This window comes from Alterinioella sp. B-7 (assembly GCF_056857775.1).
In genome coordinates, this window is the sequence record NZ_JBSXNT010000039.1 from 791,602 (window position 1) to 810,771 (window position 19,170).

Here is a 19,170-nt window from a genome sequence, read left to right on the forward strand (position 1 = left end):
AGAGCCCTTCGCCGGTCACGCGTCCCGCGCCTTGCACAGTTCAAACGGCGCGGCAGGTCTGCCGCCTCCGCGCTTTTCCGTCTCGCCCAAGCGGGCGGATATTCCTGGCTGGCCTCCCCAACCGTTTCATCGCCTGCCCGGTGGCTTGCGGCGGATCGAGGCCGCCCCCGTGCGTTCCGGTGGTCGATGACATGAGGGCCGCGATGGGCCCGACTCCCTGCTGTCAAATTTGCAGAGAGTGGGGCATTGGGGAATGGGGGGCGTTACGCAGCGTCACGATCCTGTCACGGAGTTTCGCGCGGAAGGCGAATGTGGTCAATAAATTTACAACTGTATCTGCAAAAGCGTTGTTTATCTGGATATTGCGCAGGGTCGTTTCGGGGCGGATTGAGAAAAGCTGCGTCGTTTTCTTTTCAGATCGACGGTTTTGCGGGGGTCAGGCCGGGTCGAGGCTGCGGAAACTGCCCTCCAGCCAGGGCATCTGGGCAAGGCCGGGGCGGGTGAAATGGGTTTCGATCAGGTCGCGCGCGAGGCCCGCGATCTGGCCCGGAACCTCGCCCGCCCAATCCGGCCCGGAGTAAAGCACGATGCGGCGGGAGAAGCCCTGGAAGGGCAGGGGATGCGCGTCGATGGCGTCGCGGAACCGGCCCGCGCGCAACAGGCTGAGCGGGGTGGTGATGGTCCAGCCGGTGCCGCCCGCGACCAGCGCGCTGATCGACTGGTTCGAGTCCAGCTCGAACCAGTTCGGCGGGGTCAGGCCCTGGCGGGTCAGCACCTCCTCGATCTGCTGGCCCATCACCTGGGCCTGGTCGCGGCGCAGGAGGCGCAGATGATCAAGCGCCTTGATCCCGCCGCCCATATCGGTGCCATGCGGCACGGCAAGGATGTAAGGATCCTCCAGCAGCGGATGCGCGACGGCGCCCGCAGGCGTGCTGCGCCCGGCGGCGCAGATCGCGATGTCCAGCTCACCGCCCGCGACCTGGTTCAGCAGAACGTGGCTGGCCCCGGTATGCAGGCGGAACTCGCAATGCTGCATGGTCTCGGCCAGCCGCGTGGCCAGAAGCGGCGTGACCTCGTTCTCGAAATCCTCGATGACGCCCATGCGCAGCGAGGAGACCTGGCTGAGATCGGGGGCGACCAGGTCGCGCTGGCCGTGGCGCAGCGCCCCGAGCGCGACCTCGACATGATGCAGGAACTGGCGACCGGCGGGCGTCAGCACCATCGGGCGGCGGCCCTGGTCGATCAGCGGCGCACCCACGGCGGCGGTAAGGTTCTTGAGCTGTTGCGAGACGGCGGGCGCGCTCATCCCCAGGCGCTTTGCGACCTCGCCGACCGAGCCGGTTTCGGCCATGGCCTCGAACACCTCCAGCCCGCGGATCGAGACGCCTTTGAGTATTCCCGGCATGGCGGTGTGGCGTCCTTGGGCGCGGGATCAGGCGTTGATGATGGTTTCCAGAAGGCGGGCCGGAATGGCGATGCCGGTGGCCTCGGACCGGCTGCGGGTTTCCTGCCGGCGCGCCGCATGGGCGCAAGCGCGGGGCACGGCAAGATCGGTGTTCAGAACCTCGGGCGCGATGGCGATCAGGGCGTGACCGGCGCGCAACGGACCGCCGAGCGGGCCGGTGAAATCGCCGCGCGCGGCCTCGTCCAGCGCGCCGGTAGCGAGGGTCTGGATGAGGGCGGCCAGGACGCTGCCATCTGCGGCACTGTCTTGCAGGATCGTCGCCGGGTTGCCCGCCCCCGGCAGGGCCAGTGCCATGTGACGCGGCAGGGCGGTGTCGGCCCCATCCGCCAGCGAAACCCGCGTCGTCGCCATGCACAGCCCGATCAGACCGGCCCCGGCGATGTTCTCGGCGACCAGCGCGGGCAGGGTCATCGGATAGGCGTTGCGGATCGTGAGGATCGCGATGCCGTGGCGGCGCGCGGCGGCGAGGAAGGGTAGCCACCCCGCCTCGATCGCGGGGCAGGCAAACCCGTCACCCGCGTCGACCTGAAGGCAGCTTGGCGTCACCTGAGTCAAGGCCGGGACCGCCTGGCCATTGAGGCGGCCACAGCGCAGATGTTCGACAATATCGGGAAGCGCGCCCAACCCCGCCGCGTGCTGCCCGTCGCGTTCGGCCTGACGCAGGCTCCGGGCGGCGATGGCGGCATTGGGGCGGGACGTGCCCGCGCGGATCAGGATGTCGCGGGCGAGGGTTTCGACATCGTCTAGGCTGAGCAACTCATTCATGGGCGAATATGTGTCACCGCAGCTTCCGCGCTGTCAATCAAAAGGGGGCGCGGGTGCTCAGGTATAGAGAAATTCGACATGGCCGTCGGGCAGGATCGCAACCGTGGTCAGCGTCCCCGTCTCCCAGGCGCCGGTGTCGATGCCGATGCGGCCATCCTCGGTCACGGGCGCGTCCATCGGCGTGTGGCCATGCACGACCCAAAGCCCGTCGGCGCGGGGCCGGGTCTCGAATTCGGGGTGCCCCCAGAGCAGGACGCGTGGCGATTGGTGGTCCATCGGGTGTTGCGGATCGGCGGCGGCATGGACCGCCCAGAGGTTGCCCGAGGACCACGAGAGCGGCAGGTTCGCCAGCCAGTCCAGCATCCCGGCCCCCATCTTGGCGCGCAGCCCTTCGGCGGTGGCGCGCAGCGCGTCGGGGGCGGCACCGGGCAAGAGCTGGCTGCTGTGCAACCCGTAGCTGTCCAGCGTGTCATGCGCGCCGGTGCGCAGCCAGCGCGGCCCGCGCGTGACGGGATCGGCGAGGAAATCCAGCAGCATCCGTTCGTGGTTGCCCATCAGCCCGGTCACGTTGTCGGGCAGTTCTTCGGCCAGTTCGCGCACGCGGGCCAGAACGGCGGCGCTGTCGGGGCCGTGGTCGACGTAATCGCCGACAAAGACCACCTGCGGGTTGCGCGCGCCGACCCGGCCGACATGGGCGTCGATGAGGTCAAGCGCGCGTTCCAGCAGGTCGGCGCGGCCATGGATGTCACCCACGGCATAGACCGGGTCCAGCGGCCGCGGCAGGTTCACCTGCGCCTCGGGACTTGGCGTCACGGTGCGGGGCCGGGCCAGGATGGAGCGCAGATTTCGGATCATGGGTGTCACTTGCGCTGGCCGCTTGCGAAAAACAAGGGGCAGGGCGCGGTTGCGGTCTATAATCGGTGCCTATTGGGTGCGCAGGATACGGGCAGGGCGGGCGGCCAGCGGTCGCCAGGCAAAGACCAGCCCCGCCAGCAGGCTGAGGGTTGCGCCGCCCAGGATGATGGCGACGGCGGAGGCGGCGTGAAAGGTATAGCTGCCCTCCATCACGAAGCGCATCACCGCCCATCCCGCCAAGGTGCCCGCGCCAACCGCGATGACGCCCGCCGCCGCGCCCTGGATCGCGGCGCGCAGGGCGAAGCTGGCGAGGATGCGGGCACGGCTGGCCCCGAGGGTCTTGAGGATCGCGGCTTCCTGGATGCGCGCGCGTTCGCCCGCCGCCGCCGCGCCGATGAGGACCAGAAGCCCGGTCAGTAGCGTCGCCGCCGCGCCCCAGGAGGTGGCCGCCGCGATGCCTTGCAGGGCCTGCGCGACCTGGTCGATCGCGTCGCGCACCCGGATCGCGGTGATGTTGGGCGCGGCCCCGGCGATGTCGCGCAGGAGGGGGGCCTCGGCGGGTTCTTCCGCGTAGACGGTGGCGATATAGGTGTGCGGAGCCCCTGCGAGCGCCGAGGGGTTCAGCGTCATGACGAAGCCGATGCCTGCGTCGGAGAAATCGACCTCGATCAGGGCCGCCACGGTCGCGGTGATGTCGCGGCCCAGGAGGTTGACGGTGATCTCGGAGCCGATGCCGATGCCGATCTCGCGCGCTTCTTCCGCCGCGAAACCCATCAGGGGCGGGCCGGTGTAGTCCTGCGCCCACCAGCTGCCCGCGACGATCTGCTCCTCGGGCGGCGGGGTGGCGCGATAGGTCACGCCCCGGTCGCCGTGCAGGATCCAGTGTTCGCCCGCGACCTCTTCCGCCGGTTGGCCGTCGATGCGGGTCACGAAGCCGCGCAGGATGGGTGCGGTCTCGACCCGGGTGACGCCGGGATCGGTTTCGGTACGGGCGAGGAAATCGGCCAGCTGGTCGGTCTGGATGTCGATGAAGAAATAGGAGGGTGCGCGGTCGGGCAGCTCGGTCTGGATTGCAGCGCGCAGGTTGGTGTCGATCTGGCCCACGCCGGCCAGCACCGAAAGGCCGAGGCCGAGCGACAGGATCGTGCTGGTGGTGTCCGAGCCGGGCCCGCCGACCGCGCCGAGGGCGAGGCGGATCGTGCTGCGCCCCCGTGCCAGGCGGGAGCGGGCCAGCGCGCGGGCGAGGCGGCGGATGAGCCAGGCGGTGAGGCTAAGGATCATGAGCGCGGCGAGGATGCCGGCAGCGGCCCAGAGGGTCATGCGGGGCAGGCCCGAGAGGAGCGCGGCGGACCCGGCGAGCGTCACGGCAAGCAGGGCGGTGAGGGCGAGGATGGGCCAGCGGGGCCAGCCGCGATTGCCGGTCAGCGCCTGCCGGTAGAGGGCGGCGGGGCGGATATCGGCGCTGCGCGCCAGCGGCCAGAGCGTGAAGATGAGCGCGGTGAGCGTGCCGTAGAGCGCGGCCTCGGCCAGCGGGCGGGGATGCAGGCCGATGGCGGCGGTGACGGGCAGTTGCGTCTCGATGATCGGGGCGAGGACCAAGGGGAGGAGCGCGCCGAGGATCAGGCCGAGGGCGAGGCCCAGAAGGGTCAGCGCGGCGATCTGCGCGAGGTAGGCGGCGAAGATGGTGGCCCTGGTCGCGCCGAGGGTTTTCAGCGTGGCGATGGTGGCTGTCTTGCCCTCAAGGTAGCTGCGGATCGCGGCGGATATGCCGATACCGCCGACGGCCAGACCGGCGAGCCCCACGAGGACGAGGAACGCGCCGATCCGGTCGGTGAAACGGCGCAGCGCAGGCGCGGCGTTGCGGGCATCGCGCCAGCCGAACCCGGTTTCCGCGAACTGGCGGCGGGCGGCGCCCTTCAGCGCTTCGATATCGGTGCCTTGGGCCAGCCCGAGGCGGTATTGGCTGTCGTAAAGCGTGCCCTGCGTGGCGAGGCCGGTGCCCGCGAGCGCCGAGAGCGCGACGATGCTGCGCGGGCCGGGGCCGAAATTGCCGCCGGGCATATCCGGTTCGTTCTCCAGCGCGGCGCGCAGCTCGAAATCGCCGGTGCCGAATGTGACGGTGTCGCCGATTGCCAGATCAAGTTGCGCGATCAGGGCGGGGTGCATGACCACGCCGGGCAGGGTGCGCGCCTCAAGCGCCTCCTGCATCGTCATCGCCGGGGCGAGGCCGACCGCGCCATAAAGCGGATAGGCCCCGTCCACCGCGCGGATCTGGGTGAGCGCGCGTTGGGTTTCGCCGTCCCGCTCAACCACCGCCATGGCGCGGAAATCGAGGGTCTCGGAGACGGTCTCTGCCCGCGCCTCCATCCAGGCGCGTTCCTCCGTGCTGGCGCGGCGCAGGGGCAAGCTGATCTGCGCATCCCCGCCCAGGATCACCGCGCCCTCGCGGGTCAAGCCCTGGTCGATCGAGACGCGGACCGAGCCGACCGCCGCGATGGCCGCGACGCCGAGGGTGAGGCAGGCGAGGAAGATGCGGAAGCCTCTGAGGCCGCCGCGCAATTCCCGTCTTGCGATGCTGAGCGCAGGGGTCATGCGGCGATGCGCCCGTCGGCGAGGTGGATCACCCGGTCGCAAGCCTTGGTCAGTTCCGGCGCGTGGGTGACGAGGATCAGCGTCGCCCCATGCCGGTCACGCAGGCCAAACAGGAGGTCCATGATCGCGGCCCCGTTGGCGGCATCCAGATTGCCTGTGGGCTCATCCGCCAGCAAGATCGCGGGCCGGGGTGCTGCGGCGCGGGCCAATGCCACGCGCTGCTGTTCGCCGCCCGAAAGTTCGCCGGGATAATGGCCGGTGCGATGGGCAAGCCCCACGGCCTCAAGCTCCGCCTCAGCGCGGGCGAAAGCGTCGCGGTGGCCGGCCAGTTCCAGCGGCGTTGCGACGTTCTCCAGCGCGGTCATTGTCGGGATGAGGTGGAAGGATTGGAAAACCACCCCCATATTGTCCCTTCTGAACCGGGCCAGCCGATCTTCGTTCAAACGGGTGAGGTCATGGCCCATGGCGCGGATGGTGCCGGTGCTGGCACGTTCCAGCCCGCCCATGAGCATGAGGAGAGACGATTTGCCCGACCCCGATGGCCCCACCAGCCCGAGCGTTTCACCCTCCGCCACCTGCAGCGTGATGGCGTGCAGGATATCGACCGGCCCCGCATTGCCCTCCAGCCGCAGCGACACGTCGGTGAGGTCGAGGATGGGGGCGGTCATGGCGTGGCTCCGGCGCAAGGTGTCCCCTCGATATGGGGCGATGGGGAGGATCGGCAAGGCGATTGCGGTCTCGCTGGCGCTGGCGGCCCCCGTTCAGGCCGAGGAGGTGGTGATTGCCGCCCTCGGCGACAGCCTGACGGCGGGCTACGGGTTGGCGCGCGGTCAGGGGCTGGTGCCGCAATTGCAGGGCTGGCTGGATGCGCGCGGCCATGACGTGCGGCTGATCAACGCGGGCGTGTCGGGCGATACCACGGCGGGCGGGCTGGCACGGGTCGACTGGACGCTTGGCGACGATGTCGATGGCATGATCGTGGCGCTTGGCGGCAATGACCTGTTGCGCGGGATCGATCCGGGCGCGAGCCGGGCGAACCTCGATGGGATCCTCGACGCGGCGGATGCGGCGGGGGTCGAGGTTCTGGTGATCGGGCTGCGCGCCTTCAACAATTTCGGGGAAGAGTATCAGACCGCCTATGACGCGATGTATCCCGAACTGGCCGAGGCGCATGGCGACCTCTTTCACGAGGATTTTCTCGGCGCGATCTCGGGGATGAATACAGCAGGCCAGGAGGGATTCCTGCCGCGCTATATCCAGGCTGACGGGCTGCACCCCAATGCGGCGGGCGTGGCGCGGATCGTCGAGGATATCGGCCCGGCGGTCGAGGCGCTCATTCAGCGGGCGGGGCAACCCTGATCTCGGTCGCCGTCACCTCGCAGCGGGTGCGCAGGGCGGGCGGCGGATCGCTGTCGGTCACCCAGATATCCAGCGCGCCGAGCGAGGCGATGCGCACGGGTGCGGCGCGTTTCAGCTTGCCCTGATCGGCGACGAGGATGCTGGTGCGGGCCTGTTCCAGGATGGCGCGGGCCACCCGCACCTCCTGAATGTCGAAATCCAGCAGGTCGCCCTGCGCGTCCAGCGACGAGGCGCCTATGACGGCGATGTCGACCTTGAACTGGCGGATGGTCTGCACCGCCAGGTCGCCGACCAGCCCGCCATCCGAGCGGCGCAGCGCACCGCCCGTCAGCACAACTTCGCAGGACGGATTGCCCGCAAGGATCTGTGCCGCGTTCATGTTGTTGGTCACCACCATCAGGCCGGAATGGGCGGAAAGCGCGCGGGCCACCGCCTCGGTCGTGGTGCCGATATTGAGCAGCAGCGAGGCGCCATGCGGGATCAGGTCTGCGCAGGTGCGCGCAATGGCCTCCTTCGCCTCGGCATTGAGGCGGCGGCGGTCTTCATAGCCGATATTGGTGATCCCCGAGGGCAGGACCGCGCCGCCGTGGATCCGCTCCAGGAGGCGGGCGTCGCACATCTCGGTCAGGTCGCGGCGGATGGTCTGGACGGTGACGCCGAAATCGCGCGCCAGATCCTCGACCATAACACGGCCATCGTTGCGGGCACGGGTCAGGATGTCGGATTGGCGCGGGGTCATGGGCATGGGCTCTCTCCTTGTCGATCATTTTATAGCCGATGCAACCTTGCGGGGAAGGGAATAAAAGCGAACATGAAAATTGACAAAACGAACACTGAATGGCAAGGGAGAAGCGAGTTTCAGAAGGATGACCCCCCGTGAGTCGCATCTACGATCTCTTCATCATCGGCGGCGGTATCAACGGCTGCGGCATTGCCCGCGATGCGGCGGGCCGGGGCCTGTCGGTGGCGCTGGCGGAAATGGGCGATCTTGGCGGGGCGACCTCGTCGGCCTCCACCAAGCTTTTCCATGGCGGGTTGCGGTATTTGGAGTTCTTCGAGTTCGGGCTGGTGAAGAAGGCGCTGGTCGAGCGCGAAACCCTGCTGCGCGCGATGCCGCATATCAGCTGGCCGATGCGCTTCGTGCTGCCCTATCACCCGGATATGCGGTTCGAATCCGAGACGCCGACCTCGCGCGTCTTGTCCTTCGTGATGCCGTGGATGAAGGGCCGCCGCCCGGCCTGGCTGATCCGGTTGGGGCTGTTCCTCTACGACAACCTCGGCGGGCGCAAGATCCTGCCCGGAACCGAAACGCTGCGCCTGCAAGGCAGCCCCGAGGGCGCGCCGCTGGATCCGAAATTCCAGCGCGCCTATGAATATTCGGATTGTTGGGTCGAGGATGCGCGGCTGGTCGTCCTGAACGCCCGCGATGCCGAGGCGCGTGGCGCGCAGATCATGACGCGGGCCAGGGTGATCCAGGCCGAGCGGGTGGAGGACGTCTGGCAGGTTACGGTGGAGCGCGGCGGGGCGGTCGAGACCTACCGGGCGCGCGCGCTGGTCAATGCGGGTGGCCCCTGGGTGGGGCGGATCATCCACGAGGTGGCGCATCTGCAATCCAATGAGGATGTGCGGCTGGTGCGCGGCAGCCATATCGTGGTGCCGAAGCTGCATGACCACGACAAGGCCTATTTCTTTCAGGGCGAGGATGGCCGGATCATCTTCGCCATTCCGTATGAGACGGATTTCACCCTGATCGGCACCACCGACCTGGATCACGAGGGCGACCCCGGCAACCCGGTCTGCACCGATGCCGAACGCGATTACCTGTGCCGCTTCGCCTCGGAATATTTCGCGAACCCCTTGCGGCCCGAAGATGTGGTCTGGACCTATTCCGGCGTGCGTCCGCTCTATGATGACGGCGCGAAATCGGCGACGGCGGCGACGCGCGATTACGTGCTGTCGCTGGACGCGACCGGGGCCCCGGTGCTGAACGTGTTCGGCGGCAAGATCACCACCTACCGCAAGCTGGCCGAGGCGGCCTTGGCGAAGCTGCGCGGGGCGTTTCCCGAGATGGGGGGCGACTGGACGGCGGGCGTTGCGATGCCGGGGGGCGATTTCCCGGTGGATGGCGTCGAAGACCTGATCGACGGCTTGCGCGCGGATTTCCCGTTCCTCGACGCGCGATGGGCGAAGCGGCTGATCCGCGCCTATGGCACCGAGGCGCGCGAGATCCTGGGCGATGCAGAGAGCGCGGATGACCTGGGCCGCGATTTTGGCGCGAGCCTGAGCGAGGCCGAGTTGCGCTGGCTGATGGCGCGCGAATACGCGGTGACGGCGGAGGATGTGGTCTGGCGTCGGTCGAAACTGGGGCTGCGCTTGAGCGAGGGCCAGATCGCGGAGATTGACAGTTTCATGCGCAGCGCGTGATCTGGGGCAAAAGGGAGGGGGCCGCCATGACCCATATTCTTGCGATTGATCAGGGAACCACGTCGAGCCGGGCGATTGTTTTTGACGCGCAGATGCAGCCGGTCGCCTCGGTGCAGGAGGAGTTCACGCAGCATTTCCCGGCCTCGGGGTGGGTCGAGCATGAGGCCGAGGATATCTGGGGCACCGTGATCTCGACGGCCCGCGCGGCGCTGGAGAAGGCGGGCGTTGCGGCGGCAGACCTGACGGGGATCGGCATCACCAACCAGCGCGAGACGACGCTGTTGTGGGATCGGGAGACCGGCGACCCCGTGCATCGCGCGATTGTCTGGCAGGACCGTCGGACCTCGGGCCTCTGCGCGGCGCTGCGCGAGGCGGGGCACGAGGCGATGGTGCAGGAAAAGACCGGGCTGCTGCTGGACCCCTATTTCTCGGGCACCAAGCTGGCCTGGATGCTGGAGAACGTGGACGGCGCGCGCGAGAAGGCCGAGGCGGGCAAGCTCATGTTCGGGACCGTCGATTGTTACCTGATCTGGCGGCTGACCGGGGGCGCTTCCCATGTGACGGATGCCACCAACGCGGCGCGGACGCTTCTCTATAATATCCGCGAGGGGCAGTGGGACGCGGAGATCTGCGGGCTGCTGAACATCCCCCTGGGCCTGCTGCCCGAGGTCAAGGATTGCGCGGCGCAATTCGGCGATGCGATCGCGGATCACCTGGGCGCCGAGGTGCCGATCCTGGGCGTCGCGGGCGACCAGCAGGCAGCCACGATCGGGCAAGCCTGTTTCCAGCCCGGCATGATGAAATCGACCTACGGGACGGGCTGTTTCGCGCTGCTCAATACCGGCGACACGCTTGTGGAAAGCCGCAACCGAATGCTCGGGACGATTGCCTACCAGTTCGACGGCACACCGACCTATGCGCTGGAAGGCTCGATTTTCATTGCGGGCGCGGTGGTGCAATGGCTGCGCGACGGGCTGAAGATCATCGAGAGCGCCGCCGACACGCAAGCGCTGGCCGAGGCGGCGGATGCGGAGCAGGAGCTCTACCTCGTGCCCGCCTTCACCGGTCTTGGCGCACCCTATTGGGATGCGGAATGCCGCGGCGCGGTCTTTGGCCTGACGCGCGGATCGGGGCCCGAGGAATTCGCCCGGGCGGCGCTGGAAAGCGTCGGCTTTCAGACCCGCGACCTCTACGAGGCGATGCATGACGATTGGGGCGATGCGGGCGGCGAGAGCATCCTGCGCGTCGATGGCGGCATGAGTGCCTCGGACTGGACCATGCAGTTCCTGGCCGACATCCTCGGCGCGAAAGTGCATCGACCGCAGGTGCTGGAGACGACGGCGCTTGGCGCGGCCTGGCTGGCGGGGATGCAGGCGGGGCTCTACCCGGATCGCGACGGCTTCGCCGAGACCTGGGCGCTGGAGCGGGAGTTCGAGCCGGTGATGGCAGAGGAGACCCGCGAGGCGCGCTATGCCGGGTGGAAGGACGCGGTGGCGCGGACCCTCAGCCGGTAGCATTCTGTGGCTTCGAATTGCCTATCGGCAATCCGACCGGTGCGAGGGGCCAGCCCCTCGCGCTCCCCGGGATATTTCCAGAACAAAGAAGCTTGAGTCAGACCCTCAATTGCCCGCGCGGTTAAGGTTAACCGCTCCTTCTTTGTTCCGAAAATATCCCCGCCGGAGGCATTGAATCTCTTTCTTTGTGCAGGCGGTAAGGACTCAGCGGTCCTGCACCAGCAGGCGCATCGTGGCCCCCTCGCGGACATCCATCGGGTTGCGGTCGTCGATCTGCACCGTCAGGTAGCAGCAGCCGCCACGGGAAATGCCCCAGGCCGTCTGCCCGTCATTCGCGGGAACCGGCTGCGGTGTTTCATCGTAAGACGCGGCCAGCAGGGTCTGCGCCGTCCGCGATGCTTCCTCGGGCGTGGCGCGGGGGTCGTGGATCGTGCAGAACGGGTTTTCGGGATTGGCGGAGTAGGACCCTGTCATTCCGGTGTCTTCATGAGTGAACTCGGTCGTCATTCCACTCGCCTGGACCTCGAACCCGTGACCGCGCAGCACGTCCTCGGTTTGCCCGAAGAAGAGATCGAACGGGGCCAGGCAGGCGTCCTCGAAGAGCGAGGCGAGCGTGAGGGTCTGGGCGGCTGCGCCGAGCGGCGTGCAGCACAGAGTGAGGACGAAAAGAAGCCGGGTCATCTGATACCTTTCACGACTGGGGATGTTGCCGCAGGATTCCGTGATTCCCGTTGAGTTTCAAGGAAAGTGGCCGACCTAGTCGCCATTGGGACGGCTGAGGATGAAGCTGGCGGCCCCTGCGATGGCGAGGCCCTGGATGATCAGGATCGTCGCGCTCAGTCCGGCCAGAAGGCTCACCATCAGGATCAGGGCCATCGAGGTGCAGGCGAGGATCTTGTGGCGTGGGCGGATCGCGCCGCTGCCTTCCCAATCGCGGATCGGGCCGCCGAAAACCGGGTGCGCCAGTAGCCAGGCGCGCAGCCGCGGTGAGCTTTTGCCGAAGGCGATGGCGGCGAGGATCAGGAACGGCGTCGTCGGCAGGATCGGCAGCGCCACCCCGATGAAGCCGAGCACGACGCAGAGCCAGCCCAGGATGATCCAGGGCAGGCGGCCGAGGCGGGTCGGGGAAGGCTCTTGCATGGCGCGGGCATAGGCCGGGTTTGCGGCTTTGTAAATCAGGTCCGGGGCGGGGCGTGGATCCATGTGCCCGGCGCGATGCCGTCAAGGCTCCAACCCCCGATGCGCCAGCGGATCAGGCGCAGGGTCGGCAGACCCACCGCGGCGGTCATGCGCCGGACCTGGCGGTTGCGCCCCTCGGTCAGGGTCAGCTCGATCCAGGCATCGGGCACCGATTTGCGGAACCGGACCGGCGGCACGCGCGGCCAGATCTCGGGCGGGTCGATGAGGCGGGCCCCGGCGGGGCGGGTGGGACCATCCTTGAGGGTCACACCGGAGCGGAGCGCCGCGATCTGCCCGGGCGATGGTGCGCCCTCGACCTGGGCCAGGTAGGTCTTGGCCATCTTGGCGCGCGGCTGCGTGATCCTTGCCTGCAAGCGGCCGTCATCGGTCAGCACCATCAGCCCCTCGCTGTCGCGGTCCAGTCGGCCTGCGGGATAGACGCCGGGAAACTCGATATAGTCGGAGAGCGTCTTGCGCGGGCTGCCGGCGCTGCCCTTGTCGGTGAATTGCGACAGCACATCATGGGGTTTGTTGAAGAGGATCACTGTCGTCATGCCGCGCACCTTTGCCGATGCCGCAATCACTGGCCGATTGGTCGCAATCAGGCAAGGGGGGTGCCGGAAATGGTCTTGTCCGAAAGCCCCTAATGATTGAGCGTGGCCGGATACAGACAATCAGGAAGGACCCCGCCATGCCCGCCGGTGCCGCCCCGTTCGCGCAAGCCGAGTATGACCGCCGCATCGCCCGCACCCGCGCCGCGATGGCGCGCGCCGGGCTGGACGCGATCTTTGTCACCGACCCGTCGAACCAGGCCTGGTTGACCGGCTATGATGGCTGGTCCTTCTATGTCCACCAGGGCGTGATCCTGACCCATGACGGCCCGCCGGTCTGGTGGGGGCGCTACATGGACAGCGTGGGCGCCGGGCGGACCTGCTGGATGGAGACCGACGCCATCCTGGGCTACGCCGACCATTACGTGCAATCGACCGAGCGGCACCCGATGCAGGACCTGGCCGGGCATTTGCGGATCATGGGGCGGGCGCGGATCGGCGTCGAGATGGAGAATTACTATTACTCCGCCAAGGCGCACCAGGTTCTTGTATCAGAACTGCCCAATGCGCGGATCACCGATGCCACCGCGCTGGTCAATTGGGAGCGGCTGGTAAAATCCGAGGTCGAGCTGGAATTTGTCCGCAAGGCGGGGCGGATTTCCTCGCATATCACGCGCGTGGCGTTGGAGAAGGCCGAGCCGGGGTTGCGCAAGAATGACCTGGTGGCCGCGATCACCCATGCCGCGATCGCGGGCGTGGACGATATCTGGGGCGATTATCCCGCCATCGTGCCGCTGACGCCGTCGGGCAAGGACGCGACCGCCGCGCATCTGACCTGGAACGGCGACCGGATGCGGGCGGGCGAGGCGACGTTCTTCGAGCTTTCCGGCGTCTATCGCCGCTATCATGCGCCGCTCTGCCGGACGGTGTTCCTGGGGCAACCGGGGCAGGAGGTGCTGGACGCGGAGGCCGCGCAGCTTGAAGGCATCGAAGCGGGGCTGGACGCGGCGCGGGCGGGCAACCGGACCTGCGACATCGCCAATGCGCTGATCGGTGTGCTGGCGCGCCATGGCATCCAGCGCGAGGGGCGGGCGGGATACCCCATCGGCCTCAGCTACCCGCCCGACTGGGGCGAGCGCACGGCCTCGATCCGGTCCGAGGACACGACCGTGCTGGAACCCGGCATGGTGTTCCACTTCATGCCCGCGCTGTGGATGGACGATTGGGGCCTCGAGACGACCGAGACCATCATCATCACCGAGAACGGCCCGCCCGAGGTTCTGTCCGATGTCGAGCGCAAGATCTTCGTCAAGCCATGACCGATCTGCCCACCACCACCGCGCTGCTGGCGGAACTGATCGGGTTCCCGACGGTCTCGACCGACAGCAATGTCGCGTTGATCAACCACCTTGCGGCGCGGCTGGAACAGGCGGGCGCGCGGGTCGAGATCTTTCATGACGCGACCGGGGCCAAAGCCAATCTCTGGGCCCGGATCGGGCCGGATGTGGCCGGCGGCGTGCTGCTTTCGGGTCATTCCGACGTGGTGCCGGTGACCGATCAGGCCTGGTCCAGCGATCCGTTCGACATGCTGGAGGAGGAGGGTCGGCTCTACGGGCGCGGCACCTGCGACATGAAGGGGTTCATCGCCGCCGCCGTCGCCATGGCACCCCTCTTCGCCGAACGCGCGCTGACCCGGCCGGTGCATTTCTGCTTCAGCTATGACGAGGAGACCGGCTGCCTCGGCGCGCAGGCGCTGGCCGACCAGTTGCGCGGGCGCGCGGTGATGCCGAGCATGGCCATCGTGGGGGAGCCCACGCGGATGCGGGTGATCGAGGGGCACAAGGGCTGCTACGAGTACTCGACCCATTTCACCGGGTTGGAGGGGCATGGATCGGGCCCCGATCAGGGTGTGAACGCGGTGGAATACGCGGCGCGCTATGTCGGGCGCCTCTTGGACCTCAAGGACCGGTTGCGCGCGCGGGTGCCCGAGGGCAGCCGGTTCGAACCTGCCTGGACCACGATCAACACAGGCGCGTTGCAGGGCGGTGTCGCGCATAACGTCATTCCGGGGCGCGCGCGGGTGGATTGGGAGATGCGCCCGGTGCAGAAATCGGATGCGGAGTTCGTCAAGGCGGACCTGGCCGGGTATTGCGCCCATACGCTGTTGCCCGCGATGCGGGCGGTCCATCCCGAGGCGGGCATCGAGACCGAGACCATCGCCGAGGTTGACGGGCTGGAGCCCGCCAGCGAGAACGAGGCGCGCGACGTGGCGATGGAACTGACCGGGGCCAATGGCGCGGGCCTGGTGCCCTTCGGGACGGAAGCCGGGCTGTTCCAGGGCTTGGGCATGTCCGTTGTCGTCTGCGGGCCGGGGTCGATTGATCAGGCCCACAAGCCGGATGAATATCTGGAGGTCAGCCAGTTGGGGGCCTGCCTGGACATGCTGGAGCGGTTGAGCCGGAAGCTGACGTAGATTTAGGTTTGAGTCGACACAGGGCACGGTTCCCGGCCACTATCCCGCAATCGGGACATAGGGAGACGGGATATGGGGCATGCGCGAAAGATCGTGTTTCTGCGCGAAGTGATCACCTCGGATGCGCATGGGGAGGCGTGCCCGCCGGTGACGCGGGTTGCGGTCGGGGCGATCTTCCAGAACCCGCTTGCGGGGCGGTTTGAAAGCGACCTGGCGCCGCTGTTCGAAATCGGGGCGGAACTGGGGGAATTGTTGGCCGGTCAAGCCGCCGCGCAGCTTGGAAATCCCCCGGTCTCTTACGGGAAAGCGGCGATTGTCGGGGTCGGGGGCGATATGGAGCATGGCGGGGCCGTGATTCATCCCCGGTTGGGCGCACCGATGCGCAAGGCGGCGGGCGGCGGCGAAGCTGTCATCCCGTCCAACGTGAAGCTCGGCGCCCTGGGGGCGTCGATCGACCTGCCTCTGGGGCACAAGGACGACCCCTGGTCCTTCGATCATTTCGACACCATGACGCTGTGCATCCCCGACGGGCCGAAGCTGGACGAGATCGTGATGTTCCTGGCCTATGCCGATGGCGGGCGGCCGATTGCGCGCTGTGGGCGGGGGCCGGGTGGCGCGGGGTCGGGGCGGGTCTGAGGCAGGTCATGGTGTCCGGTTGGGCGAGGGGAGGCTTTTCGAAAAGCCTCCTGAGGGCCTTCGAAGGCCCTCGCCGCCCGCGTTGCCCAAGCCCGCATCGATGCGGGCTTGCCCCTCAGCCCTCCTTGCGCATCGTCTTGGGCGCGCCGGTGGCCATGTCGGTGCCGGTATAGGACAGGCCAGCCGCCTTCCACGCCCCGAAACCGCCCTTCATATGGGCGACGCGACCGAAGCCATGGTCGAGACAGAGCCGCGCCACCTTTTCCGACCTTGCGCCCGAGCCGCAGTGGAACACGATGCGCTTGCCGTCCTGGGCGGGCATGTGTTCGGGGTGAAACGCCTGCATCGGGGCCAGAAGCGCGCCTTCGATCCGCTCGACGTTGAATTCCTGCGGGGTGCGCACGTCGATGACCACGATCTTGCGGTCTTCAAAGGCCCTGGAGACCTCCTCGGGCGTCCATGTCTCCAATGTGCCGTTCTCGGTCTTCTCGGTGTCCATTCCGGTCTCCTTCAAAAGCGGTTCAGCGGGATTTTCAGGTAGCGGTTGTCCTCGCTTTCCGGCTCGGGCAGGCGGCCCGCGCGCAGGTTCATCTGCAGAACGTGCAGCATCCGGTCGGGCAGGGCCAGGGTCTTGTCCCGCTCTTCCCTGGTCGTGACGTACTCCGCCTTCACCACGCCGCCGCCGATATGGGCGTTGTGGCGGCGCTGTTCGGCCACGGTCGAAACCCAGTCAGGCGTTTCGCGAAAATCGCTGCCGTAATCGTGTCCGATGAAGAGGCGGGTGCGGTCCGGCAGGGACAGGATCGCCTGAAGGCTGTCGTAAAGCTCCCCTGCCGAGCCGCCGGGGAAATCGGCGCGCGAGGTGCCGACATCGGGCTGCATGAAGGTGTCATGGACGAAGGCCGCGTCGTCGCCGACCACATAGGTGATCGAGCCGAGCGTATGACCGGGGGTCAGCATGACGCGGACCGGCAGGTTTCCGATCTGAAACTCATCGCCATCCGCGAAGAGGCGGTCGAAATCGCGGGCCGGATCGAACGCGTCGGGCATGTTGTAATAGTCGCGCCAGAGCTCCGCGATCTCTTTCACCTTCTCGCCGATGGCATTGGGTTTGCCGATCCGGTCCTTGAGGACGGAAGACGCCATCAGGTGATCCGCATGGGGGTGGGTGTCGAGGATCCATTCGATCTCGAACCCCTCGGAAGACGCGAAGGACAGGATCGCATCGGCCCCGGCGGAATGGGTCGCGGCACTTTCGGGGTCGAAGCCCAGGACGACATCGACCAGGGCCGCTTTGGCCGTTTCGGGGTCGGCGACCAGATACTGGATGCTGCCGGTGTCGTCGTCATAGAACCCGAACACCTCGGGCGAGCCGGGGCCGGTGGACGGGCTGGTGCTGGAATAGGTCACTTGTCGAACCTCCTTTCGGGGGACAACAGGCGGGCAGGCGGCGGGGTTCCATCCGTTCCGGGTCAGTCCGGGCTGTCCACTTCGCGCACATCGACGGACACGGAGAGGCCGAGGAAGCTCGCTTCAGTGCCGTCGTAACTGCCCGAGACCGGCGATGCCTGTGCGGGTGTGCGGGTGGTCGCAACCCGGATCAGGGCGCTGCCTGCCGTGATTCGATTGGTCGGGTCGAACTCGACCCAGCCCTCACCGGGAACGAAGACGTCGGCCCAGGCATGGGTCGCGCCGCCGCCGACGGGCGCGTCCGGCCCGCCTACGGAATCGTTCAGATAGCCGGTGACAAAACGGGCGGCAAACCCGAAACGGCGCGTGGCCTCCATGAACAGAAATGCAAAATCCCGACAGGTGCCTTCCCCCCTGGCGATGGTTTCGCCAGCTGTCTGCGTGCCCATCTCGTCGCGGCTGGAATAGCCCAGTTCGCGGTGAATTGCGTGGCTGAGGCGACGCAGGAACAGGAAGGCCCCATCCGGTCGTTCGGTGAAATGCGCGTTCAGCCAATCGTCCAGCGTCCCGGCATCGTGTTCATTCTCAAGGCCAATGTAGGGAAACAGGTCGCGCGCTTCGTCTTTGGAATAGGTGAACGGGTAGGGACAGACATGCGGCCCGTCCTGGCGCGACATGAATTCGGTGACGTAGCGGCGCAGTACCAACTCGCTCTCGATCACCAGGCGATTGGCGGGCTCGGTGAACGTCGCTTCGGCGATGGAATTCCCGAACGTGTCGAAATACCAACGCAAACTCGCCTTGGGTCTGATCGTAAGGAACGCGTCATCGACCCACAGGTCATGTCCGTCGCGGGGCCGCAACATGAGGTGATGCGGGTGCAGAAAAACAGGACGGTCGTAATTGTACTCGGTCCGATGTAGGATGCGCAGGATACGGGGCACACGGGAACCTTTCCGGGTTTGAGGCATTTTCCCCGATGGCACGAGGCCTTCCCGAGACACCGGACCCTGGCCGCCAGCGACCCTGAAAACAAGGATGAAGTGATGCTGATCCGTTTCGGATTCGAGATTGATGTCGAATGCACGTCACCTGTCCCCATGCTGCTGGCGCTTTCGACGCATCGTGACGTGATCGGGCGGCTGATCGGCGAGGATTTCGTCCGCGTTCCGGCCAACTGTCCGACGCGGGCGTATTCCGACCAGTTTGGCAACCGGATCACCCGTATTGTTGCGCCAGTGGGGCCGACGCGGATGTGGTCGGACTGTGTCATCGAGTTTGACGCGCAACCCGATCGCCAGGTGCCGGACGCGCGCCAGCACGCCATTGAGGATCTGCCCGACGACGTTCTGGCCCACCTCTTGGCCAGCCGGTATTGTGACAGCGACAACCTGATCCAGCAGGCTTGGGCGTTGTTCGGCTATACTGTGGAGGGATGGCCGCGCGTGCAGGTCATCACCGGATTTGTCCATAGCCACGTCACCTTCGGCTATCAATTCGGTCGCGCCAACAAGACGGCGTCGGACGTGTTCCGCGAGAAGACCGGCGTGTGTCGCGATTTCGCCCATCTGGCGATCTCGCTGTGCCGGGCCATGAACATTCCGGCGCGATACGCCAGCGGCTACCTGGGCGATATCGGCGTGCCGGATTCGGGGGCGGGCGATTTCTGCGCCTGGTTCGAGGTGTTCCTGGGCGGCGCGTGGCATACGTTCGACGCGCGCTACAACGAACCCCGGATCGGCCGTATTCTCATGGTGCGCGGCTCGGACGCGGCGGATGTGGCGATGATCACGTCTTTCGGGGATTACCGGCTGAGCTATTTCCGGGTCTGGACCGACCGGATCGAAGATGGGCTGGCGGATGGCGAGATCCTCGACATGTTACGCACGCGGCCCGAGGGCGAAGCGCTGGTCTTCCCGTCTTCCGCGCGCGTGGCCTGAGCGTTGG

General features: G+C 67.2%; 19 protein-coding genes. 7 read left to right on the forward strand and 12 right to left on the reverse strand.

What is annotated here, in order from left to right; all coding sequences use genetic code 11:
• Positions 1 to 436: 436 nt before the first annotated feature.
• The 5 genes from AC13C7_RS18870 to AC13C7_RS18890 form a co-directional block, all read right to left on the reverse strand.
• Positions 437 to 1,405, reverse strand: a complete 969-nt coding sequence (locus AC13C7_RS18870) for a LysR family transcriptional regulator (RefSeq protein WP_482868370.1) — start codon at positions 1,403 to 1,405, stop codon at positions 437 to 439.
• A gap of 27 nt (positions 1,406 to 1,432) precedes the next feature.
• The gene (locus AC13C7_RS18875; RefSeq protein ID WP_482868371.1) at positions 1,433 to 2,230 is read right to left on the reverse strand and encodes an Ldh family oxidoreductase; all 798 of its coding nucleotides are present in this window, start codon (positions 2,228 to 2,230) and stop codon (positions 1,433 to 1,435) included.
• Between the two features lie 57 nt (positions 2,231 to 2,287).
• Positions 2,288 to 3,085: a metallophosphoesterase gene (locus tag AC13C7_RS18880; RefSeq protein ID WP_482868372.1), complete on the reverse strand. Its 798-nt coding sequence runs from the start codon at positions 3,083 to 3,085 to the stop codon at positions 2,288 to 2,290.
• Positions 3,086 to 3,154: 69 nt separating this feature from the next.
• Positions 3,155 to 5,677 carry an ABC transporter permease gene (locus AC13C7_RS18885; RefSeq protein ID WP_482868373.1) on the reverse strand — a complete coding sequence of 841 codons (2,523 nt, stop codon included), beginning with the start codon at positions 5,675 to 5,677 and terminating at the stop codon, positions 3,155 to 3,157.
• A complete protein-coding gene (locus AC13C7_RS18890; protein ID WP_482868374.1) occupies positions 5,674 to 6,345 on the reverse strand; it encodes an ABC transporter ATP-binding protein in 672 nt (223 codons plus the stop codon). Before AC13C7_RS18890 ends, AC13C7_RS18885 begins: the two co-directional genes overlap by 4 nt.
• Here AC13C7_RS18890 and AC13C7_RS18895 point away from each other — a divergent pair.
• Positions 6,344 to 7,036 (forward strand): arylesterase, encoded by a 693-nt coding sequence (locus AC13C7_RS18895; protein WP_482868375.1) that lies wholly within the window; start codon positions 6,344 to 6,346, stop codon positions 7,034 to 7,036. The genes AC13C7_RS18890 and AC13C7_RS18895 overlap by 2 nt on opposite strands.
• Here the strand turns inward: AC13C7_RS18895 and AC13C7_RS18900 are convergent.
• Complete coding sequence (locus AC13C7_RS18900; RefSeq protein WP_172319963.1) at positions 7,011 to 7,781, reverse strand: DeoR/GlpR family DNA-binding transcription regulator; 771 nt, start codon at positions 7,779 to 7,781, stop codon at positions 7,011 to 7,013. The genes AC13C7_RS18895 and AC13C7_RS18900 overlap by 26 nt on opposite strands.
• 131 nt (positions 7,782 to 7,912) lie before the next feature.
• On the opposite strand from AC13C7_RS18900, the gene glpD reads away from it, so the two are divergent.
• On the forward strand, positions 7,913 to 9,460 hold the full coding sequence (gene glpD, locus AC13C7_RS18905) for a glycerol-3-phosphate dehydrogenase (RefSeq protein ID WP_172319962.1): 1,548 nt from the start codon (positions 7,913 to 7,915) through the stop codon (positions 9,458 to 9,460).
• Positions 9,461 to 9,486: 26 nt separating this feature from the next.
• The gene (gene glpK, locus AC13C7_RS18910; protein WP_482868376.1) at positions 9,487 to 10,974 is read left to right on the forward strand and encodes a glycerol kinase GlpK; all 1,488 of its coding nucleotides are present in this window, start codon (positions 9,487 to 9,489) and stop codon (positions 10,972 to 10,974) included.
• A 204-nt stretch (positions 10,975 to 11,178) separates the two neighbouring features.
• On the opposite strand, the gene AC13C7_RS18915 is transcribed toward glpK, so the two are convergent.
• The 3 genes from AC13C7_RS18915 to AC13C7_RS18925 form a co-directional block, all read right to left on the reverse strand.
• A complete protein-coding gene (locus AC13C7_RS18915) occupies positions 11,179 to 11,655 on the reverse strand; it encodes a hypothetical protein (RefSeq protein ID WP_172319960.1) in 477 nt (158 codons plus the stop codon).
• 75 nt (positions 11,656 to 11,730) lie between these two features.
• Complete coding sequence (locus tag AC13C7_RS18920; RefSeq protein ID WP_482868377.1) at positions 11,731 to 12,114, reverse strand: YbaN family protein; 384 nt, start codon at positions 12,112 to 12,114, stop codon at positions 11,731 to 11,733.
• A gap of 35 nt (positions 12,115 to 12,149) precedes the next feature.
• Positions 12,150 to 12,707: a pseudouridine synthase gene (locus tag AC13C7_RS18925; protein ID WP_482868378.1), complete on the reverse strand. Its 558-nt coding sequence runs from the start codon at positions 12,705 to 12,707 to the stop codon at positions 12,150 to 12,152.
• A 137-nt stretch (positions 12,708 to 12,844) separates the two neighbouring features.
• Between AC13C7_RS18925 and AC13C7_RS18930 the strand changes: the two genes are divergently transcribed.
• The 3 genes from AC13C7_RS18930 to AC13C7_RS18940 all read left to right on the forward strand — a co-directional run bounded on the left by AC13C7_RS18930 (position 12,845) and on the right by AC13C7_RS18940 (position 15,813).
• The gene (locus tag AC13C7_RS18930; RefSeq protein ID WP_482868379.1) at positions 12,845 to 14,023 is read left to right on the forward strand and encodes a M24 family metallopeptidase; all 1,179 of its coding nucleotides are present in this window, start codon (positions 12,845 to 12,847) and stop codon (positions 14,021 to 14,023) included.
• On the forward strand, positions 14,020 to 15,177 hold the full coding sequence (argE, locus tag AC13C7_RS18935; RefSeq protein ID WP_482868380.1) for an acetylornithine deacetylase: 1,158 nt from the start codon (positions 14,020 to 14,022) through the stop codon (positions 15,175 to 15,177). The genes AC13C7_RS18930 and argE overlap by 4 nt, the downstream gene beginning before the upstream one ends.
• Positions 15,178 to 15,249: 72 nt before the next feature.
• Entirely contained in the window at positions 15,250 to 15,813 is a 564-nt protein-coding gene (locus AC13C7_RS18940; RefSeq protein ID WP_482868381.1) for an amino acid synthesis family protein, read from the forward strand.
• Between the two features lie 115 nt (positions 15,814 to 15,928).
• Here the strand turns inward: AC13C7_RS18940 and AC13C7_RS18945 are convergent, their stop codons facing one another.
• The 3 genes from AC13C7_RS18945 to AC13C7_RS18955 all read right to left on the reverse strand — a co-directional run bounded on the left by AC13C7_RS18945 (position 15,929) and on the right by AC13C7_RS18955 (position 18,194).
• Positions 15,929 to 16,312: a rhodanese-like domain-containing protein gene (locus AC13C7_RS18945; protein WP_482868382.1), complete on the reverse strand. Its 384-nt coding sequence runs from the start codon at positions 16,310 to 16,312 to the stop codon at positions 15,929 to 15,931.
• A gap of 11 nt (positions 16,313 to 16,323) precedes the next feature.
• Positions 16,324 to 17,223 carry an MBL fold metallo-hydrolase gene (locus AC13C7_RS18950; RefSeq protein WP_482868383.1) on the reverse strand — a complete coding sequence of 300 codons (900 nt, stop codon included), beginning with the start codon at positions 17,221 to 17,223 and terminating at the stop codon, positions 16,324 to 16,326.
• Between the two features lie 62 nt (positions 17,224 to 17,285).
• Positions 17,286 to 18,194, reverse strand: a complete 909-nt coding sequence (locus AC13C7_RS18955; protein WP_172319952.1) for a transglutaminase-like domain-containing protein — start codon at positions 18,192 to 18,194, stop codon at positions 17,286 to 17,288.
• Positions 18,195 to 18,269: 75 nt separating this feature from the next.
• Here AC13C7_RS18955 and AC13C7_RS18960 point away from each other — a divergent pair, with 75 nt between their 5' ends.
• Entirely contained in the window at positions 18,270 to 19,163 is an 894-nt protein-coding gene (locus AC13C7_RS18960; RefSeq protein WP_482868384.1) for a transglutaminase-like domain-containing protein, read from the forward strand.
• Positions 19,164 to 19,170: the final 7 nt, after the last annotated feature.